At 39.0% G+C, this 19784-nt stretch carries 21 protein-coding genes and 1 riboswitch; of the genes, 15 read left to right on the top strand and 6 right to left on the bottom strand.

What is annotated here, in order from left to right; translation table 11 throughout:
• Positions 1-42: 42 nt before the first annotated feature.
• Positions 43-957, bottom strand: a complete 915-nt coding sequence (locus ACZ5XR_RS05860; RefSeq protein WP_464500741.1) for a carbon-nitrogen family hydrolase — start codon at positions 955-957, stop codon at positions 43-45.
• Between ACZ5XR_RS05860 and ACZ5XR_RS05865 the strand changes: the two genes are divergently transcribed.
• From ACZ5XR_RS05865 to ACZ5XR_RS05910, 10 genes are all read left to right on the top strand, one after another.
• A complete protein-coding gene (locus tag ACZ5XR_RS05865; RefSeq protein ID WP_464500742.1) occupies positions 939-2123 on the top strand; it encodes an aminotransferase class I/II-fold pyridoxal phosphate-dependent enzyme in 1185 nt (394 codons plus the stop codon). The two genes, ACZ5XR_RS05860 and ACZ5XR_RS05865, sit on opposite strands and share 19 nt — an antisense overlap.
• A 70-nt stretch (positions 2124-2193) precedes the next feature.
• Positions 2194-2302, top strand: a riboswitch (SAM riboswitch).
• A gap of 73 nt (positions 2303-2375) precedes the next feature.
• Complete coding sequence (gene mtnW / locus ACZ5XR_RS05870; RefSeq protein WP_464500743.1) at positions 2376-3587, top strand: 2,3-diketo-5-methylthiopentyl-1-phosphate enolase; 1212 nt, start codon at positions 2376-2378, stop codon at positions 3585-3587.
• Entirely contained in the window at positions 3584-4255 is a 672-nt protein-coding gene (locus ACZ5XR_RS05875; protein WP_464500744.1) for a 2-hydroxy-3-keto-5-methylthiopentenyl-1-phosphate phosphatase, read from the top strand. Before mtnW ends, ACZ5XR_RS05875 begins: the two co-directional genes overlap by 4 nt.
• Positions 4249-4878 (top strand): methylthioribulose 1-phosphate dehydratase, encoded by a 630-nt coding sequence (locus ACZ5XR_RS05880; protein WP_464500745.1) that lies wholly within the window; start codon positions 4249-4251, stop codon positions 4876-4878. Before ACZ5XR_RS05875 ends, ACZ5XR_RS05880 begins: the two co-directional genes overlap by 7 nt.
• A gap of 29 nt (positions 4879-4907) precedes the next feature.
• Positions 4908-5441 carry a 1,2-dihydroxy-3-keto-5-methylthiopentene dioxygenase gene (locus ACZ5XR_RS05885; RefSeq protein WP_464500746.1) on the top strand — a complete coding sequence of 178 codons (534 nt, stop codon included), beginning with the start codon at positions 4908-4910 and terminating at the stop codon, positions 5439-5441.
• 211 nt (positions 5442-5652) lie between these two features.
• A complete protein-coding gene (locus ACZ5XR_RS05890) occupies positions 5653-5898 on the top strand; it encodes an aspartyl-phosphate phosphatase Spo0E family protein (RefSeq protein ID WP_464500747.1) in 246 nt (81 codons plus the stop codon).
• 491 nt (positions 5899-6389) lie between these two features.
• Positions 6390-7217, top strand: coding sequence for an electron transfer flavoprotein subunit beta/FixA family protein (locus tag ACZ5XR_RS05895; protein WP_464500748.1), 828 nt, complete (start codon positions 6390-6392; stop codon positions 7215-7217).
• A 32-nt stretch (positions 7218-7249) separates the two neighbouring features.
• Complete coding sequence (locus tag ACZ5XR_RS05900; protein WP_464500749.1) at positions 7250-8281, top strand: electron transfer flavoprotein subunit alpha/FixB family protein; 1032 nt, start codon at positions 7250-7252, stop codon at positions 8279-8281.
• Positions 8274-9569 (top strand): FAD-dependent oxidoreductase, encoded by a 1296-nt coding sequence (locus ACZ5XR_RS05905; protein WP_464500750.1) that lies wholly within the window; start codon positions 8274-8276, stop codon positions 9567-9569. Before ACZ5XR_RS05900 ends, ACZ5XR_RS05905 begins: the two co-directional genes overlap by 8 nt.
• Positions 9569-9853, top strand: a complete 285-nt coding sequence (locus tag ACZ5XR_RS05910) for a ferredoxin family protein (RefSeq protein ID WP_464500751.1) — start codon at positions 9569-9571, stop codon at positions 9851-9853. Before ACZ5XR_RS05905 ends, ACZ5XR_RS05910 begins: the two co-directional genes overlap by 1 nt.
• Before the next feature lie 131 nt (positions 9854-9984).
• On the opposite strand, the gene ACZ5XR_RS05915 is transcribed toward ACZ5XR_RS05910, so the two are convergent.
• Positions 9985-10332 (bottom strand): hypothetical protein, encoded by a 348-nt coding sequence (locus ACZ5XR_RS05915; protein ID WP_464500752.1) that lies wholly within the window; start codon positions 10330-10332, stop codon positions 9985-9987.
• 221 nt (positions 10333-10553) lie between these two features.
• Between ACZ5XR_RS05915 and ACZ5XR_RS05920 the strand changes: the two genes are divergently transcribed.
• Complete coding sequence (locus tag ACZ5XR_RS05920) at positions 10554-11075, top strand: hemerythrin domain-containing protein (protein WP_464500753.1); 522 nt, start codon at positions 10554-10556, stop codon at positions 11073-11075.
• A 24-nt stretch (positions 11076-11099) separates the two neighbouring features.
• Here ACZ5XR_RS05920 and ACZ5XR_RS05925 read toward each other — a convergent pair whose 3' ends face one another.
• Positions 11100-12332, bottom strand: a complete 1233-nt coding sequence (locus ACZ5XR_RS05925) for an MFS transporter (protein WP_464500754.1) — start codon at positions 12330-12332, stop codon at positions 11100-11102.
• A 171-nt stretch (positions 12333-12503) separates the two neighbouring features.
• On the opposite strand from ACZ5XR_RS05925, the gene ACZ5XR_RS05930 reads away from it, so the two are divergent.
• A complete protein-coding gene (locus ACZ5XR_RS05930) occupies positions 12504-12944 on the top strand; it encodes a MarR family winged helix-turn-helix transcriptional regulator (protein ID WP_464500755.1) in 441 nt (146 codons plus the stop codon).
• Positions 12945-13039: 95 nt separating this feature from the next.
• Positions 13040-14734 carry a M3 family oligoendopeptidase gene (locus ACZ5XR_RS05935; protein ID WP_464500756.1) on the top strand — a complete coding sequence of 565 codons (1695 nt, stop codon included), beginning with the start codon at positions 13040-13042 and terminating at the stop codon, positions 14732-14734.
• Between the two features lie 44 nt (positions 14735-14778).
• Here the strand turns inward: ACZ5XR_RS05935 and ACZ5XR_RS05940 are convergent, their stop codons facing one another.
• The gene (locus ACZ5XR_RS05940; protein ID WP_464500757.1) at positions 14779-16923 is read right to left on the bottom strand and encodes an ATP-dependent Clp protease ATP-binding subunit; all 2145 of its coding nucleotides are present in this window, start codon (positions 16921-16923) and stop codon (positions 14779-14781) included.
• 195 nt (positions 16924-17118) lie between these two features.
• Here ACZ5XR_RS05940 and ACZ5XR_RS05945 point away from each other — a divergent pair, with 195 nt between their 5' ends.
• A complete protein-coding gene (locus ACZ5XR_RS05945; RefSeq protein WP_464500758.1) occupies positions 17119-18171 on the top strand; it encodes a YkvI family membrane protein in 1053 nt (350 codons plus the stop codon).
• A 30-nt stretch (positions 18172-18201) separates the two neighbouring features.
• Here ACZ5XR_RS05945 and ACZ5XR_RS05950 read toward each other — a convergent pair whose 3' ends face one another.
• Complete coding sequence (locus tag ACZ5XR_RS05950) at positions 18202-18813, bottom strand: lysostaphin resistance A-like protein (RefSeq protein WP_464500759.1); 612 nt, start codon at positions 18811-18813, stop codon at positions 18202-18204.
• 117 nt (positions 18814-18930) lie between these two features.
• Here ACZ5XR_RS05950 and ACZ5XR_RS05955 point away from each other — a divergent pair, with 117 nt between their 5' ends.
• Positions 18931-19050 (top strand): DUF6254 family protein, encoded by a 120-nt coding sequence (locus ACZ5XR_RS05955; RefSeq protein WP_464500760.1) that lies wholly within the window; start codon positions 18931-18933, stop codon positions 19048-19050.
• Between the two features lie 154 nt (positions 19051-19204).
• On the opposite strand, the gene ACZ5XR_RS05960 is transcribed toward ACZ5XR_RS05955, so the two are convergent.
• Positions 19205-19393, bottom strand: a complete 189-nt coding sequence (locus ACZ5XR_RS05960; RefSeq protein ID WP_464500761.1) for a YkvS family protein — start codon at positions 19391-19393, stop codon at positions 19205-19207.
• Between the last annotated feature and the right edge of the window lie 391 nt (positions 19394-19784).

Here is a 19784-nt window from a genome sequence, read left to right on the forward strand (position 1 = left end):
TAATATCAGTTTCAGATTGGAAGTGTCAATATATTTTGAATATTATTTATAAAATTCTGGTTTCCTATCCTCAAAAATCGGAATCTGTTTACGGATTTCTTTCACAAGTTCCAGGTTAATTTCAGCCATTAAAATTTCTTCATTTTCTTCTGCCTCGGCCAAAACCTCCCCCCATGGGTCGATGATCATGGAATGACCAGCAAACTGGTTGGCAGGATCGCTGCCTGAGCGGTTACATGCGATAACAAAGCATTGATTTTCAATGGCTCTGGCAATTAATAAAGCACGCCAATGTGATAGCCTTGGAGCAGGCCATTCTGCTACGACAAATAAGGCTTGCGCTCCAAAGGCTGTATGAGCACGAATCCATTCCGGAAAACGGATGTCATAACAGATGACCCCAGCAAACTGGTGGTGATCCAGTTGAAACAACCCCTTTTCTGTTCCAGCATTAAGATAAAGATGTTCATCCATAAGCTTAAATAAATGCAATTTCCTATATTGATGGATCAGTTCACCGTTATTGTTGATAATTAAAAGTGTATTATTCACTCCATTTTCACCTTGATCAGCCACAGAGCCCCCGACAAAATGAACATGATATTTTTTTGCTGCTTTGACGAGAAATTCAATTGTTTGAAGCGCATCTGGATCAGCAATGTTCTCAAGTCGGGTCAAGTCATACCCGGTGGTCCATAATTCCGGAAGGACTATAATGTCCGGTTTTTCTGACATCGCTTTTTCTATTAATTTTTCAGCCGATTGATAGTTTTTAGCAGGTTCACCAAATGCAATATCCATTTGCAGGCAAGCAATTTTCAAGTTCATGAAACTTCCCCCTAATATGAATTTCAGAATTTTTACTTTACAAGCTGATATAAAAGTTATATCATTTGTCACTAGAATTTCAACTTTAAAATGATGAGCAGGTGAAATAAATGAACCTTTTTCCACCATCCGATTTATTAAACAATCTTCCAAAGCAATTTTTTGCCGCTCTTGTCAAAAAAGTGGGGCAGTTTATTGAAGCAGGCCATGATGTGATTAATTTAGGGCAGGGAAATCCCGATCAGCCCACACCCATTCATATTGTGAAAAAACTTCAGGAAGCGGCTGAAAACCCTCTGAATCATAAATATCCCCCATTCCAAGGCTTTCGTTATTTAAAGCAGGCTGCAGCCGATTTTTATCAAAGGGAATATGGGGTGACGATTAATCCGGATAAGGAAGTCGCGATTTTGTTTGGGGGAAAAGCGGGCTTAGTCGAGATTCCTCAATGTCTCTTAAATCCTGGCGAGACAATCCTTGTTCCGGATCCAGGATATCCGGATTACTGGTCGGGTGTCGCACTTGCAAAGGCAGCAATGGTTACAATGCCGCTAAAAGAACAAAACGATTTTTTACCCGATTACAATGAGCTTTCAGAAGAAGACTTGGCTAAGGCAAAATTAATGTTCCTCAATTATCCAAATAATCCTACAGGAGCAATAGCTACGAAGGAATTTTTTGTTAACACCATAAACGTCGCGAAAAAGAACAATATTTGTGTTGTACATGATTTTGCATATGGAGCCATTGGTTTCGATGGTCAACGCCCGCTAAGCTTTTTACAGGTTGAAGGAGCAAAAGAAGTGGGCATTGAAATTTATACACTGTCTAAAACTTATAATATGGCGGGCTGGCGTGTAGGCTTTGCTGTCGGAAACAGCAGTGTAATTTCAGCCATCGAATTATTACAGGACCATTTATATGTCAGTTTGTTCGGAGCCGTTCAAGAGGCCGCAGCGGAAGCGTTAAATGGTTCCCAGGAATGTGTAAGGGAACTAAATCAACTTTACGAGAGAAGAAGAAATATTCTAATCGATGGCCTTCATTCGATCGGATGGAAGGTGACGGCGCCAAAAGGCTCATTTTTTGCATGGCTGAAAGTACCGGACGGTCTTACATCAGAACAATTTGCTGATTTACTCCTTGAAAAGGCGCATATCATGGTCGCACCCGGAATTGGGTTTGGGGAATACGGTGAGGGCTATGTTAGGGTAGGGCTGTTAACTTCAGAGGAACGTCTTGGAGAAGCAGTGAGAAGAATAAGTTTATTAGAAATTTTTAATAATTTGACTTGACAGAATATTCATTTCTTGGGATAATGCAAAATAGTTAACAACATTTTAATGTGAATAAATACGAATCGTTTTCTTATCAAGAGCAGGCGGAGGGACCAGCCCGATGAAGCCCGGCAACCGACTTAAACTAGTTTTAAGCACGGTGCTAATTCTTGCAGCGAAAAGCTGATAGATGAGAAGATGTTAGTTATCGTTACTAACCTCTTCTTTTTGAAGAGGTTTTTTATGTTTTAAGGGAAAGGGAGATCAAATTTGAGTGAAATTATTGCCTCATATTTACTACATAATGAAAAAAATCCAGGAAAAAAAGCTGAAGAAATTGCATTAGGCTTAACAGTAGGCTCGTGGACGAATTTACCTGAATTGGAACAAAACCAATTGAGAAAACACAAGGGCAGGGTCGTTTCGATTGAAGGGCTTGAAGTGAAGGAAGATCAATCACTGATTCGGATTGCCTATCCGACGGTCAATTTTTCAAACGATTTGCCGGCTATCCTCACGACTGTTTTTGGAAAACTGTCACTAGACGGCAAAATTAAGTTAGTGGATTTACAATTTGATGATTTCTTAAAGGCACAGTTTCCTGGGCCGCGATTTGGCATTAATGGCATCCGCAGCAAACTTGGTGTTTTTGATAGACCTTTGTTAATGAGTATTTTTAAAGGAGTGCTCGGAAAAGATCTTACATTTTTAACAGAACAGTTAAAACAGCAAGCCCTTGGCGGTGTGGACATTGTTAAGGATGATGAAATCCTTTTTGAAAACGAGCTGACACCATTTGAAAAAAGAATAGTTGAAGGGAAAAAGGTTTTAAAAGAGGTATATGACGAGACAGGGCATCGGACCTTGTATGCTGTAAACCTTACTGGAAGAACCTCCAAGCTAAAGGAACAAGCAAGGAAAGCCGCAGAGCTTGGAGCTGATTTATTATTGTTCAATGTATTCTCTTATGGACTGGATTGTCTGCAGGAATTACGGGAGGATGATGGAATCGCCCTGCCTATAATGGCCCACCCGGCCTTTAGCGGAGCATTGACATCCTCTTCAGAATACGGGGTTTCCCATGGCTTATTACTTGGAAAACTTGTTCGCTACGCAGGGGCTGATTTGTCGTTATTTCCATCCCCATACGGGACCGTGGCTTTAGAAAAATCTTCAGCACTATCTATAGCGGAAGAATTAACTGTAGAAGATTGTTTTAAACAGACATTTCCTGTACCGTCCGCTGGGATTCATCCTGGATTAGTGCCATTATTGATTCGAGATTTTGGAATTAATTCTGTGATCAATGCCGGAGGAGGAGTACATGGACACCCGGCAGGTGCACGTGGGGGAGGTCTTGCCTTCCGACAAGCAATCGAATCTATTCTTTTAGGCCGAACTCTTGCTGCTGGCGCAGAACAATACTCTGAGCTGGACATAGCCCTTAAATTGTGGGGAAATGCCGAGGTAACAGCAAAATGACCAATCCGGTGATTTATTGCGACTTTGACGGTACGGTTACGGAAAGTGATAACATCATAGCTCTCATGAAAAAATTCGCTCCTGAAGGTTGGGAAACCATCAAAGATCAAATTTTAGCCAGAGAACTTTCGATTAGTGAAGGAGTAGGAAGATTATTTTCCCTCATTCCAACTAAATGGAAGGAAGAAATAACCGCTTTTGCGATTGAAAATGCAAAGATTCGTCCTGGTTTTAAAGAATTTGTAGATTTTGCGAGAAGTGAAGGAATTCCGCTTTACATTGTAAGCGGTGGAATTGATTTTTTTGTGTATCCCATTTTAAACAATTACGGTCCATTTGATGGAATCTATTGTAATGAGTCTGATTTTTCAGGGGATCGAATCAAAATTCTTTGGCCCTATCAATGCGATTCCTTTTGTCAGCATGACTGCGGTTGCTGCAAACCAAGCATTATTAGAAAACTTACAAATAAAGACAGCTTTACGATTGTGATCGGTGATTCCGTTACAGACTTAGAGGCAGCAAAACATGCAGACTTTGTGTTAGCAAAGGATTTGCTTCAAGAAAAATGTGAAGAATGGGAAATCAACCATCAAGGTTTTTCTACCTTCTATGATTGCATTGCTGAAATAAAAAAGAGAATTGAGGTGGGGAAGATAAAATGTTAAAAGATAGATGGACTGAATTGGCAGATGTTAAGGATGAGCTGGCAGAAAGAGATTGGTTCATGGGGACGAGTGGAAATCTGGCGATTAAAGTTAGTGACAGCCCATTGCAGTTTTTGGTTACTGCAAGCGGAAAGGATAAAAGGAAACGCACCGGTGAGGACTTTTTACTTGTTGATGAATTCGGCCGGCCTGTCGAGGAGACCCATTTGCGTCCATCAGCCGAAACCTTGCTGCATGTAGAAATATACCGCAAAACAAAAGCCGGCTGCAGTCTGCATGTGCATACGATCGATAATAATGTCATTTCTGAAGTGTACGGTGACCGGGAAGAAGTATCTTTTCAAGGTCAGGAACTAATCAAGGCCTTTGATAAATGGGAAGAAGATGCTGTGCTGAAAATACCGATTATTCGAAACTATGCTCATATTCCTACCCTGGCTCATGCGTTTTCGGAGCATGTTAATGAGGACTGCGGTGCTGTTTTAATTCGCAACCACGGAATCACGGTATGGGGGAAAACGGCCTTCGAGGCAAAGAAAATCCTTGAAGCAACGGAGTTTTTATTCCGTTACCAACTGCGATTATTGGAACATAAACCTTACCAATTATTTAAAGTAGTTTAATGTAAATATAGTTTAGGAGGAAAATGAAAATGGCCTACATTTCATTTCAAAACAAAGAAGAACAAATTCATGCACAGGAGGAGGTAGCTAGCTTCCTGGGCGGCCAAGAGGTTATTTATGAACATTGGGATATTGCCAAACTCCCGCAATCACTTGTTGAAAAGTATCTGTTAAATGATGAGGAAAAAGCAGAAATCCTTCATGCATTCTCGGAAGAAATCGCTGATATTTCTGCACGAAGGGGTTATCAGGCACAGGACGTGATTTCATTATCAGACCATACACCTAATTTGGATACGCTGCTGAAAAACTTTAAGCAAGAGCATCATCATACAGATGATGAAGTCCGTTTTATTGTCAGTGGTCATGGTGTATTTGTCATTCAAGGGAAAGATGGCGGGTTTTATGAGGTCCATTTAAACCCAGGGGATTTAATTTCTGTTCCAGAAAATACCAGACACTATTTTACCCTTGAAGATGATCGCAAAGTTGTTGCTGTTCGAATTTTTGTAACAACCGAAGGCTGGGTGCCAATTTACGAAAAAGAAGAAGTGAAGCAATAGAAAAAAAAGCTGGCTGCAGGTGTCCTGCAAGCCAGCTTTTTTATTGTCGTATTTGCAAGAAGTTTAGTATATAATATGTCGAAAAAAGAGAAAAATAGATTTTTTTGTCTACTTTTGCGATTCTATTTACATTTATACAAATACTTGTCATAATTCATCAAGTGGCCATATTTTAATGGATTACAGTGAAACAGTAAGGGGTAGGTTCGAATTGGACAAGCATGTTAATAATGGCTCCTTAATATTAGAGGAGATTCGCGAAAAAAGAGAATTAATGATGGATTGTGCAAATAAAAAGGGCTATACAAATGATGAAACACTGAAATACAGCCAAGAGCTTGATGATTTAATATATAAATATCAATTAGCAATAAATAACAAAAGCATTCCAAATGAAGAAGTAAAAATTACTTTTAAACCAATGATGATTTGGCCAAAGGCATTAGTACAACTTTAAATAAATCCATACACTTTCATGAAGAAGACCTTCTTTGCACACGAATGTTAATCCAGTGCAAATATAGGTCTTCTTTCTTTTTTTATTCCCTCCATTCGATTCGTTAAATCTACAAATTATGACATTTGCTGTGACTTTTCTCATTGTTAATATCATGATATTTCATATAGTTATAATAGGCTGAAATGATATGAATCGTCACATCCGGAACACCACTATACATACTTCCAAGATTGTTTATTTTTTATGACTTTAATTCTATCAAAAAAAGAATTTGAACACTTTTTGAATGACTATGCAATTGTTCAAGAAAGGTTCAAACTCTCACAATTATTTTTAGATTAGAATTAAATTAGGAAGAAAAAAAGAAAAGTATTCCAGTTTGATACTGTGCTAATATTGCGATCTTATATCGTAATATAAAGCATCTTTATCCTTTGAAAGCGATTGGTTAAACATATTTAGATTATCTGGAGGAGGGAAAGTCCTACATGCACATTGTCGTATGTGTCAAACAAGTACCCGATACAAAAATTATTAAAATTAATCCCAAAACAAACACACTCGACCGCCGCAGCGCTCCTGCTATTTTAAATCCTTATGATGCTCATGCCGTGCAGGAAGCCGTAAAAATTAAAGAAAAATCCGGTGGTACGATTTCCGTGTTATCAATGGGACCGCCACAGGCAACAGAAATCATTAAGAAAAGTATAGAAATTGGTGCCGATAGAGGCTATCTCATTTCTGACCGTGCCTTTGCCGGTGCCGATACACTTGCAACAAGCTATGCCTTGTCTAAAGCATTAGATAGAATTAGCAAGGATCTCCCAGTGGATATGGTTATTTGCGGTAAGCACGCAATTGATGGAGATACAGGTCAAGTAGGACCGGGGATTGCTAGAAGGATGGATATTCCTCCGGTGACAAATGTAATCGAAGTACCGGAAGTTAATATAAAAGAAAATACTGTTCTGCTCAAACGCAAATTAACAAGCGGTTATGAGCTCATTCAAGCTGAAATGCCATGCTTATTGACAGTAGAAAAGGAAATAAATGAAATTGAATATGCACCAATGCCAAATATGCTAAAAGCAGCAAGGTATGAAACGATTGTATGGACAGTTAACGACCTTGAGAACGTAGATCGTACTCAGCTCGGTCTAAAAGGTTCACCAACAATTGTAGGAAAAATGTTTACGCCTCCAAGACCAGAGGGTGGAGTGAAACAGCTCGAAGGCTCTTCGGATGAGCAAGTGAAGCAGCTTATGGGAGCCTTAATGGACAAAAAAGATCTGTTCACCATCCAATCAGCTAAATAAAAAGATTAATCATGTCGTATGGAGGGGTTTACATGAACATAGAAGAATACCGTGGAGTCTGGGTTTTTATCGAACAAAACGGCGGTAAAATCGAAGGAGTTTCGCTGGAACTGCTTGGTGCCGGAAGGAAGCTTGCTGATAAATTGGAAGTCCCATTAGGAGGATTTTTACTAGGTTCTGGTATAAAGTCACTGGCTAAACAAGTCATCTCTTATGGTGCAGATGAAATATATTTAATTGACCATCCTGTATTAAAGGATTACAGAACCGAGTCATATATGAAGGGTGTTATGCAGCTTGCTCAAAAATACAAGCCAGAAATTATCCTTTATGGTGCAACACCGAATGGAAAAGACCTCGCCAGTGCTGTTGCAACGGACTTAAATACAGGTTTGACGGCAGATACGACGATGCTTGATATTGATCTTGAAAACCGTCTATTCGAAGCAAGCCGTCCGGCATTCGGCGGAAATATTATGGCAACGATTCTTTGTAAGAAGCATCGTCCGCAAATGGCAACTGTAAGACCAAAGGTAATGAAGGCTCTTGAGCCAAATACAGGCAGAGTCGGGAAAGTGATTGAAGAAACCATTTCCCTTAAAGAAGAAGATATGCGGACAAAAGTACTGCATATTGTGAATGATGTAACAAAAAAGGCTAATTTAGCGGATGCACACGTGATTGTATGCGGCGGTAAAGGTATGGGCGATGAAAAAAACTTTCAGCTTATTCATGAATTTGCCTCAACCATTGGCGCAAGCGTCGGTGGTACAAGGGATGTTGTTGAAGCTGGCTGGCTTCCTCACTACCTGCAAGTGGGCCAAACCGGTGAAACCGTAACGCCAAAAATATTCTTCTCCATCGCATCATCGGGAGCCATTCAACACGTAGTTGGCATGAAGAACTCTGATATGATCATCGCCATCAATAAGGATCCTAAAGCGCCAATCTTTGATGTTGCACAATATGGAATTGTCGGAGACGCAATGGAGATTTTACCAAAATTGATTGCCGAGTTTAAGCAGGTGCGTAATGAAAAAGGCGGTGAAGTAAGCTATGTCTGAAAAATTTGATGTTATCGTTGTCGGGGCGGGTCCGGCAGGGGCAGCCTGCGCACTTGTTGCTGCAAGAAACGGTTTAAATGTATTGCTTCTTGAAAGAGGAGAATATCCTGGAAGTAAAAACGTTATGGGCGGTGTCCTATTCAGCAAACAATTAAGGGATTTAGTTCCTGAGTTCTGGAAGGAAGCTCCACTTGAACGTCCTGTGGTCGATCACCGGTACATGGTATTGGGAGAAGATTCAGCGGTTCAAATCGGATATAAGGGAACTGAATGGGGAGCAGAACCATACAATAGTTTTACGGTTCTAAGAGCCCAATTTGACCAATGGTTTGCAAATAAGGCTGTTGAAGCAGGAGCGTTGCTTGTTAATGAAACGGTGGTTACAGAATGTATCGTTGAAAACGGAAAGGTAGTCGGTGTTCGTACTGACCGTCCGGATGGTGATCTTTATGCTGATGTAGTCGTATTAGCTGATGGAGTCAACTCCTTATTAGCTAAACAACTTGGTTTCCGGAAAGAACATCCGCCTGAAAATGTCGCTTTATGCGCCATGGAAGTTATCAATATGCCAAAAGAAAAAATTAACGAACGGTTTAACATCAGTACTGAGCAAGGTGTTGCGATTGAAATTTTTGGTGAATCAACAAAAGGAAACTTTGGCGCAGCATTCCTATATACGAATAAAGACAGCATAAATATTGGCGTCGGAACCACGATTGCTGCTATGATCAAGGATAAACTAAAACCATATGATTTACTGGATCAACTAAAAAATCATCCTAATATTAAACCACTGATTGAAGGCGGCGAGTCTGCAGAATATCTTGCCCATCTTATCCCTGAAGGGGGATACCGATCCGTACAAAAGGTGGTTGGAAATGGTGTCGTTGTTGTTGGGGACGCAGCATCGCTTGTAAACGCCATGCATGGTGAAGGTTCAAACTTGGCAATGTATTCCGGACAACTGGCTGCAGAAGCAATTGTTCAAGCGAAAAAACGCGGAGACTTTAGCGAATCCAGCTTAAACCATTACCGCGATGCACTTAACCATAGTTTTGTCATGAAGGATTTGGAGAAATACAAAGATGCCCCACATACATTTGAGGCAAATCCACAATATTTCAAAGAATACGCACCGCTGCTGACGAAAGCAATGGGTAAGTTCTTTACAGTAGATGGTACACCAAAACGCGAAAAGCAAAAACAAATTATCAAGAGCTTTACAGCCGGAAAAGGAACGTTCAAGGTTCTTACCGATATTTATCGTGTTTGGAAGGCGGTGAAATAATGTCTACAACAACATTAGAGGAAAAACAATATCTCCTTCGGTTTAAATGTGATACGAAATCGCATTTAACCGTGCTTGATCATAATGTATGCATGACCAATTGCCCTGATAAGCTTTGTACAATATTTTGCCCGGCTGAGGTCTATAAATGGGAAGGAAACCGCATGCAGGTAGGCTTTGAAGGCTGTCACGAATGCGGAAGCTGCAGAATTGGCTGTCCATACCAAAACATTAAATGGGAATATCCAAAAGGCGGTCACGGAATCGTGTTCCGGATGGCTTAATCAAAAAAACGCTGATTGCAATGGCAGTCAGCGTTTCTTTTTGTATTATAAGGAATTGGTAAAACACTATATGTATATTTTTTCACATGTCAGTGTAAAAAAGAGGGTGAAGCTAAATGAGGGTGGGAGGACTAACTGATTTTTTCTTGGAGATATTCGGAGTTAAATTCATCCTTTTTTGTATATGTTTCTAGGACTCTAGCTAATTCAATTGCTTGATCGAAACCTTCTATATTTTCTGTAGTATAAATAGGCCGTCTCCATGGAAAGGCGCCATCAGAATTAGACGGATAAATACTTACTTTCCAATGAAAATATTCCTCAGGTTGAGGGAGTTGTTCTCCTTCTAATGCGATGAGCCAATGGGTGCAGGGAACGCCATATAGCTCTAATTCTGATTCCTTAAGCGATTTGCGGTCATTGAATCCAATTGGAATTAAGGCCTTTTGATAAAAGTCACGATAGTTAGGGGTTTGCATAAGAATATTTCCCTCCTTTTAATTTCTATCTTTATTATATGAGAGTTTTTCAATTTATTTGAGTGATAATGTTAATATTTATTGAAAAATTAAGCGTTTTCACCAAATTGTCAAATTGAAAGAGTATACCATTAAAACGAATAGACTGTGACGGGTATCACAACATTAAGGGAGTGAAGCTTTTATACTTAACCTAAGCAAAATAAAAAGAGGTGTAGAAAATGAGCGGCTGCATGAGCGCAATGGGCGGAATGGCCCCAGGTGAATTAAGTAAAGGACTGAAACAATTAAAAGGAGAGCATCCTCCGTTATTAGCGCAATTAGAAGAAATATATAAATGCACTCAGCTAATTGAAGAAGGAGTGGACATTGAAAAGAATTTTTCTGATTTAATTTCAAAAGTAAACCAATTTAAAGCCGAGCTTGACCCACATTCTGAACGGGAAGAAGGTGTATTGTTTCCAATGATGGGAGCATATATTGGGACAAGCTCAGGACCAATTGCTGTAATGGAATATGAGCATGACCAAGCGAAAATGAAAATAAACGCTTTCTTGGAACAATCAGCGAGCGGTGAACACAAAAAAGAAAAGATACAGAACCTTTCAGCCTTAATCAAAGAGGCTTACTTTATTTTAACACAGCATTTTTCTAAAGAAGAAAACGTTTTGTTCCCGATGGCAGAAAGAATGCTATCTGAGGAAGAGAAGGAAGAGTTATTTCGTAAAATACAAGAAATATAAAAGGATGGGGCTTTCCCCATCCTTTTATATTCCTCGATACCATTCACGAACCCTGCTGTCGGAAGGAAGAAGGAAAGCAGTTAGGCCTAATAAAGGCAGGACACCAATGCCTGAAACCATTGACTTCAGACCGATTAAATCAGCTATATACCCTAATCCAACAGAACCGATTGCACCCATTCCAAATGCGAGGCCGACTGTTAAACCAGACATTAAACCAATTTTCCCCGGAACCAATTCTTGTGCATACACGACAGTGACAGAAAAACTCGTCATTAAAATAAAACCAGTTATCAATAGAAAAATAAAAGCCAGGTAGGACGGCACAAACGGGATGATTAATGAAAAAGGAGCAGTGGCTAACATAGAAAAAGAAATAATTTTCTTTTTACCAAATCTATCGGCCAATGGCCCTCCAAAGAAGGTTCCAAATGCGCCAGCAACTAAAAAGGCGAATAAGTAAAGCTGAGATTCTTTTATGGACATGGAGTATTCTTTAATCGCATAAAAAGCATAAAAGTTGGTCATACCTGAAATGTACCAAGACCTTGCGAAAATTAAAAGCAAAATAAGAACCAATGCATTTTTTACTTCAGTTGAAATACCCTTTTTCTCAGTGTTGTTTGTCTGTTTTTTCTTTAAAGGAGCTACTTGTAAACGCTGGTGATACCATTTCGCTATATAAATTAATAAAATAACAGCCAATGCCGCTACGATTGTAAACCAGGAGGCACCAATTTGACCAAGCGGAACCAAAATCAACGCAGTGATCAATGGGGCTAATGCTTGCCCTGTATTGCCGCCGACTTGATAAATGGACTGGGCAAGACCTCTTTTGTTCCCTGCAGCCATATGGGCTACTCTTGAACCTTCCGGATGAAAAACAGCTGAACCAAGACCTATAAAAATAACAGAAAGGACGATGAGCTGAAAGCTTGGAGCAAACCCCAGCCCAAAGATTCCAATTAAAGTAAAACTTAGACCGATTGGCAAGGCGAAGGGCATCGGCTTTTTATCTGTAAAAATACCGATTACCGGTTGCATGACGGATGAGACCATATTTAAGGAAAATGCAATAATTCCGAGCTGGGTAAAGGATAATTTCATTGACTTTTCTAAAATGGGAAACATAGCCGGAATGACGGATTGTATAGCGTCATTTAATAAATGGCACAGCCCGATGATGAAAAGAATCTTAAACATTGTAGAATTTTGCGCTTTTGGGGCTTCAGCAGGTAAAACAGCCTGTGTATTCATATTAATCTCCTTTTTTATTAAATTGGCGAATGAATATACCTATCTTACATAATTTTAAGCAAAAAGAAAAAGGATTATTTCTAAATTCGAAATAAATTGGTAAATTGACACTGATAAAAAAGTTTTTTATAATTAATTTGAAATCGAGATATTTAAGAAGGATGATTTTTTGTGGATAATGAATCTATTTCTCAATCGTTAAAGCTGTTTATTGTCCTTTCTAGAGCTTATAAAGCCATAAATGAGCATGTAAATAAAGTCATTCAGACAACTGGTTTAAACCCGACAGAATTTGCGGTCCTCGAGCTTTTATATCATAAAGGGGACCAGCCGATGCAACAAATAGGAGGCAAAATTCTGCTTGCGAGCGGCAGCATTACGTATGTAGTGGATAAGCTGGAACAAAAAGGGATGTTGAAGCGGATTGCCTGTCCAAAAGACAGACGGGTGACATATGCTCAGATAACAGAAGAAGGCAGAAAGTTTATTGAAGAGATTTTTCCTGGTCATGCTGAGCACATTCATCAATTAATGTCCAGTCTGACAGCAGATGAAAAAGAGCAAGCCATTTTATTATTAAAAAAATTAGGGTTACCTGCTGGGAAATTTTAATACGGCCGCTCGGTCGTATTTTTTTATTAGAGGAATATTAATAAGTGCTGTCGAAATGGATAATGTTGCAAAATAATTAAAAAGGGGTTGGGCAAATGGGTTTTGAAAATTATACATATAAACGGCCAAACTTAGAGGAAATTAAAGCAAACTTTGATGAGGTCCTAAAAGGATTTAGTCAAGCAGCATCCATTGAAGACCAATGCAGGGCAATGGAGGAGATTAATCAACTTCGAAATGATCTCGGCACCATGTTTACTCTGGCTTCCATCCGTCATTCAGTTGATACGAATGATGAGTTCTATAAAGAAGAGCAAGATTATATGGATGAGGTCCAGCCTGAAATTGAGGGATTGATAACGAAATATTATCAGGCACTATGCGATTCCAAGTTTCGTTCAGAGTTAGAAGAAAAATGGGGAACCCAGCTTTTTGCACTTGCAGAAGGGCAGCTTAAAACCTTCAAACCGGAAATCGTACCATTACTGCAAAAGGAAAATCGCTTATCAACAGAATATACCAAGCTTCTTGCCTCAGCTAAAATTGATTTTGAAGGCGAGGAAAGAACACTTGCCCAGTTAGAGCCATTTACCCAGTCCACAGACAGAGAAATAAGAAAGCTTGCAAGTGAAGCGAAATTTGGTTTCCTTGCAGAACATGAAGAAGAACTAGATCGGATTTATGATGAGCTTGTAAAGGTTAGAACAGAGATTGCCAAACAACTCGGTTATAAAAACTTCGTTGAACTTGGCTATAATCGCATGATGAGAACCGATTATAATGCAGAAATGGTGGCCAATTTCCGCAATCAGGTAAAAGATTTTATTGTACCGATTGCAACAAAACTAAAAGCAAGACAAGCTGAGCGTATTGGGTTGGAAAAACTAAAGTATTATGATGAAGGCTTTGAGTTTCAAACAGGTAATCCGCTGCCAAAAGGAAGCCCGGAATGGATCATTGAAAACGGACAAAAGATGTATGAAGAGCTTTCTGCAGAAACAGGTGATTTTTTCAGGTTTATGCGGGAAAATAATCTAATGGATTTAGTGGCGAAAAAAGGAAAAGCAGGCGGAGGTTACTGTACGTATATTGAAAATTACAAAGCACCGTTCATTTTTTCCAATTTCAATGGTACCTCTGGTGATATTGATGTGCTGACACATGAAGCAGGTCATGCCTTCCAAGTCTATTCCAGCCGTCATTTTGAAATTCCGGAATATAATTGGCCGACTTATGAGGCATGTGAAATTCATTCGATGAGCATGGAGTTTTTTACATGGCCATGGATGGACTTGTTTTTCCAGGAGGAAACCGATAAATATAAGTTTTCTCATTTAAGCAGTGCTTTGCTATTCCTCCCGTATGGTGTATCTGTTGATGAATTTCAGCACTGGGTATATGAAAATCCAGAGGCAACCCCTAAAGAACGTAAGCTTAAGTGGCGGGAAATAGAAAGAAAGTATCAGCCTCATAAGGACTATGAAGGTAACGAGTATTTAGAAAACGGTGGCTTCTGGCAGCGGCAGGGCCATATTTACAATTCTCCTTTTTATTATATTGACTACACATTAGCACAAATTTGTGCCTTCCAATTCTGGAAGCGTTCGAGAGAAAATCAAGACGAGGCATGGACGGATTATGTGAATCTTTGCAAGCTGGGCGGAAGTATGTCCTTTACGAAGCTTGTAAAAGAAGCCAATTTGATTTCGCCATTTGAAAATGGCTGTGTAGAATCAGTCGTTGGTGTGATCGAAAGCTGGCTAAATTCAGTTAACGATAAGAATCTATAGAATGGAAAGAGGCCGACCCTTTAGTCAGCCTCTTTTCATTTAGTTTATTGAACGGTTACCATTTCGGACCGTACATTTAGTTCTTCATTTTCGATGACAACTGTTACTCTATGAGTATCCGGTTCTTCCAGAATAAAATCAGCCATTTTATCTTCAAGCTGTTCTTGAATGACCCTTCTTAGCGGGCGAGCACCAAATGCAGGATGGAAGCCAAGCTCAGCTAATTTTTCTTTTGCTTCTGGAGTTACCGTTAGTTCGATTTTTTGTTCTTTTAATGTTTCTTGTAATTCGTCTAACATTAAATCAACAATTTGTAAAATATGGTCTTTCTCGAGTGTATTAAATTCAATTATACTATCAAATCGATTAAGGAATTCCGGTTTAAAGAAACTGCCAAGAGAATCAAGAATAGAAGCTTCCTCCATTGCATCGTTTGTACCAAAGCCGACATGGATTGGTTTAAATCCGGCTCCTGCGTTACTTGTCATGATGATGACAGTATCTTTAAAGCTGACTGTTCTCCCTTGACTATCGGTTAGACGCCCATCCTCAAGAATTTGCAGGAACATATGTTGAACATCCGGATGTGCTTTTTCAATCTCATCCAATAAGAGAATACTATAAGGATTTCTGCGGATTTTTTCAGAAAGCTGTCCTGCTTCATCATGGCCAATATAGCCTGGAGGGGAACCAATTAATTTAGAAACACTGTGCTTTTCCATATATTCACTCATATCGAGACGAATCATTGCATCCTTTGAACCAAATAATTCCTGGGCCAGTGTTTTTGTTAATTCTGTTTTCCCAACTCCGGTAGGTCCGACAAAAAGGAAGGATCCAATTGGGCGGTGTTTAGACTTTAATCCTGCTCGGCTTCTTCTAATCGCTTTCGCCACTTTTTCCACAGCTTTTTTTTGACCAATGACCTTTTGATTTAGGTTTTCTTCGAGATGCCTCATTTTTAGTTGTTCATCCGCTTGCAGCCTTCCGACAGGAATCCCTGTTTTTTGTTCAATGATTTCCTGTATGTGGACGACATCAACGGTCGGTCTTTCACTAGTCCCCACGTGATTTAATGCAGTACCCAGCTTTGTTTCCTCGTCACGCAATGCAGCTGCTGCTTCATAATTTTCTGCTTTTAATGCTTTTTCTTTTTCAATCTCAATTTCTTTTAGGCGGTTTTCAATTTGATCGGTGCTCTTATAATCGGAGTTAAGATTTAATTTAGAGCCGGCTTCATCGAGCAGATCAATCGCTTTGTCCGGTAAAAAACGATCCTGAATATAACGATGTGACAATTGCACACAGGCACGGATTGCCTCTTCTGAATAATTCACCTCATGGTAATCTTCATATTTTTTCTGAATCCCTTTTAGGATTTCCATTGCGGCCATTGTTGATGGTTCAAGAACATGGACAGGCTGGAAGCGGCGTTCCAGGGCAGAATCTTTTTCAATCTGACGATATTCCTTTAACGTCGTAGCACCAACAACCTGTATTTCCCCTCTGGCAAGAGCTGGTTTTAATATATTCCCTGCATCCATGGAGCCTTCAGCAGAGCCGGCACCCACTAGTAAATGGATTTCATCAATGAACAGAATGATATTTTTTCGCTCCTGTATTTCTGAAATTAATTGCTTCATTCTCTCTTCAAATTGCCCGCGGATTCCAGTATTGGCTACTAATGAAGCCACATCAAGAAGGTAAACTTCTTTGTTTTTTAATTTACCAGGCACTAACCCTTCGACTATTTTTAAGGCAAGACCTTCAGCGATCGCTGTTTTCCCAACACCAGGTTCGCCAATTAAGACAGGATTGTTTTTATTACGTCTGTTTAAAATTTCAATGACTCTTTTGATTTCATCATCACGGCCAATGACAGGATCAATTAGGCCTGCTTTCGCCATTTGCGTTAAATTGCGTCCAAATTGATCGATAAAACCGCCACCTGAATGCATTTGACCTTTTTGTGCGGCCTCTCGCTGATTTTTCGGTTTATTTTCAAATGAATTGTCAGTGAAAAAAAGCCCCTCAAAAGGAAAGCTTGAAAAAGAATTCATGCCAGCCCCTATTGTATTTTTTTCTTTGGCATAACAATCATGGCATAGTTTCATTTCATTGCGTTGTCCGTTTATGACGATGGTTAATTGCATGTTTGCTTGGTTTTCTTTACACAATTGACATAGCATAAATAAAAACCTCCTCGTAATTAATATCTAAATAAGGCGTTTGACTTTGACTATATTTGACCTTATGACCATAGTATACTCTGACCTTTTTTGACTTTCAAGTGATTAGGTTAAGGTAATTTTTTCAAAAATAATAAAGTTGGCTCGTCTTAGTTTGTCCTTACCTTCATATAGTGTTATGAAGGGGGAGATGGAGTGAAAAGAAATTGGGCAGCAGCTTTTCAAATTGCAGCAGTCTACGTTGGTACAGTCGTAGGTGCTGGTTTTGCAACCGGAAGAGAAATCGTTGAATTTTTTTCACGGTTTGGCTTCATTGGTTTAATAAGTATATTAATGAGCGGCTACCTCCTTGTCGTTTTGGGTTCAAAGTTAATGAGGCTGGCAGCACATATAAATGCAGAGTCCTATCAGGAGTTTAATGTATATTTGTTTGGAAAATGGGCCGGGAAAGTCATTAATATTTTGATGCTCTTTATGCTGCTTGGGGTGAGTGCTGTCATGCTCTCAGGTGCCGGTGCCGTTTTTCATGAGCAGCTAGGACTTTCGAAGAGTTTAGGGGTTCTTTTAACTATATCTCTTTCTTATATTGTCATCTTGACTGGAACAAAAGGGCTGTTTGCCGTAAATTCATTTGTGGTTCCACTGATGATTTCCTTCAGCTTGCTGTTAATGGGGTTTTCTGTCAAAATGCCGCATTTTATGGATCAGTTTTTATTCATACCACATGCCGATGATGGATGGAAAAGCGTTCTGGCACCCTTTTCTTATTCCGCTCTAAATCTTGCCTTGGCCCAGGCAGTCCTGGTACCAATCGCTACTGAAGTAAAGGATGATTGGACAATTAAGTGGGGGGGAATTCTTGGGGGAGCTGCTTTAACCCTCATTCTCTTGGCAAGCCATTTTACTTTAATCATGCTTCCTAATCTTGAGAATTACGAAATTCCAATGGCGATCATCATGAAGCAAATTGCACCATTTTTTCATTGGATTTTTGTCCTTGTAATTTATGGTGAAATTTTTACTTCCGTAATCGGCAATGTTTTTGGTCTTGACCGCCAGCTGAAACAATATGTCCTTGTTCCGACTTTGGCGTCCATAACAGCTATTTTTGGTGCGGCATACCTGATTAGTCTGGTGAATTACGGGAAGTTGCTTTCTTACTTGTATCCTTTGTTCGGTTACATCAGCCTCGTTTTTTTTGTCCTATTATGGATGAAGTCACTCCCCGATCATTTAACGAAATCGTAATAAAAGAAGAGAGGCGAAAAGCCTCTCATTTTATTTTAAAGGTAAAATAATAAAAAGCATAAGATCAAAAATTAGATGGGAAACGATGACAAGTGGTATGCTCTTTTTCCAAGAATAAAGAAATCCCCAAACAAGGCCGGAAATAAATGCTGCCAAGACGAGCATGAATGCACCGGAATAAATTTGAACTAAGGAATAGAGTAATGCTGCTGTGATAATACTGCCAAGCGTTCCCATGTATCTTGTTAATCTTTTTTGGACAAAACCTCTCCAAAAAATTTCCTCTCCTGGTGCTGCAATTAGCAAAAGGGCAAGATACTGCCAGAAAAACGTCGGTGCATATGAACGATAAAGGTTTTTAACACTTTGAAAAACCGGAAGATGGACAAAATGAAGGATTTGAAGACCAGCCCAAAATACAACATATAGAGCAAAGCCAGAAATTGAACCAAGGGCAATGTAATTTATAAACGAATCTTTCGTATCATCATCATCTAACAGATTGACGTAAAGGATTAAGGATAACAATGACCCCGAAAAGATGTACCAAAATATCGATTTTTCTTCAAAGGAAAATAGCATCAGGCAATGGGCCATGAACAGCCCCAAAATAAGAGTCATATCGAAGGAGTGTTTCTTCATTTAAGCAGCTCCATTTTAAATAATATGTATGGAAATGGTTTCTTTTTCTTTTGAATCAATTTTCATGATAAGAAATAAAAAATAGAAAAAAATAAAATAGTGAAAGGAGGTATTGTTATGAGTAAATCCCAAAGTGAACAAGAACGGGAATGGACGGTTCGAAAACAGGACCAGAATCCCCATGGTAAAGTGAAATCCTTCAAACAGATTGCTAAAGAAACAGGAAAAACCAAATAAAAATGGCATGCCAACTGAGGGGATTCCAATAGACCCTTCTAAATACATCATTTTTTCTAAAAATCTGTAAAATTATACTTATTTTCAGCATAATGAATTTTGAGCCAAATTAAAAGAAAGGCAGAAAATCTGCCTTTCCTATTATTCTATTCAATTAATAAGCGCTTTCTTTTACTATCTTATAATTTTTATGATTGACTACTGTACGCTGATCCAGCTCTAAGTCACGGTAATTATCCATATAGGTTAGGTCGACTATTACAGAATTTTCATTCACTTTTTCAACTATTCCTTGCAAACCTCCACGGAATTCAATGATATCCCCAACTTCTGCCTTCTTCATTTAGTCTCTCTCCTTTGCCTGACAAAGTATAAATATCCATTTAAATAACAGTTTGCACTACTTTTCTCTATTCGTAAAGGATTTTATTTGACAATTATGTTAATTCTTCGTGATAACCTGTAATAATCTATCAAAGACGTTCCCATTATGGTGAAATCCTATGTTTTTCTACTATTTCCGAGGAAATTTCGACAAATAAAGACCCAAAGGAATTTATTAGGCAGTAAATAAGTTGGAAAAATTAAAAAATTTGATAAAATAGAATAAGTGAATATTTTCGAAGCCTTTTAGGGAGTTGGGCATATTTCGGAGTTAAGCTTCGGGAGAAAGCGGTTTCAATTTCGGAAGAAAAATAAAAACTCCTGAGCTAACTTTAAAATCCAATCATTTT

The organism is Neobacillus sp. Fa239 (assembly GCF_055395235.1).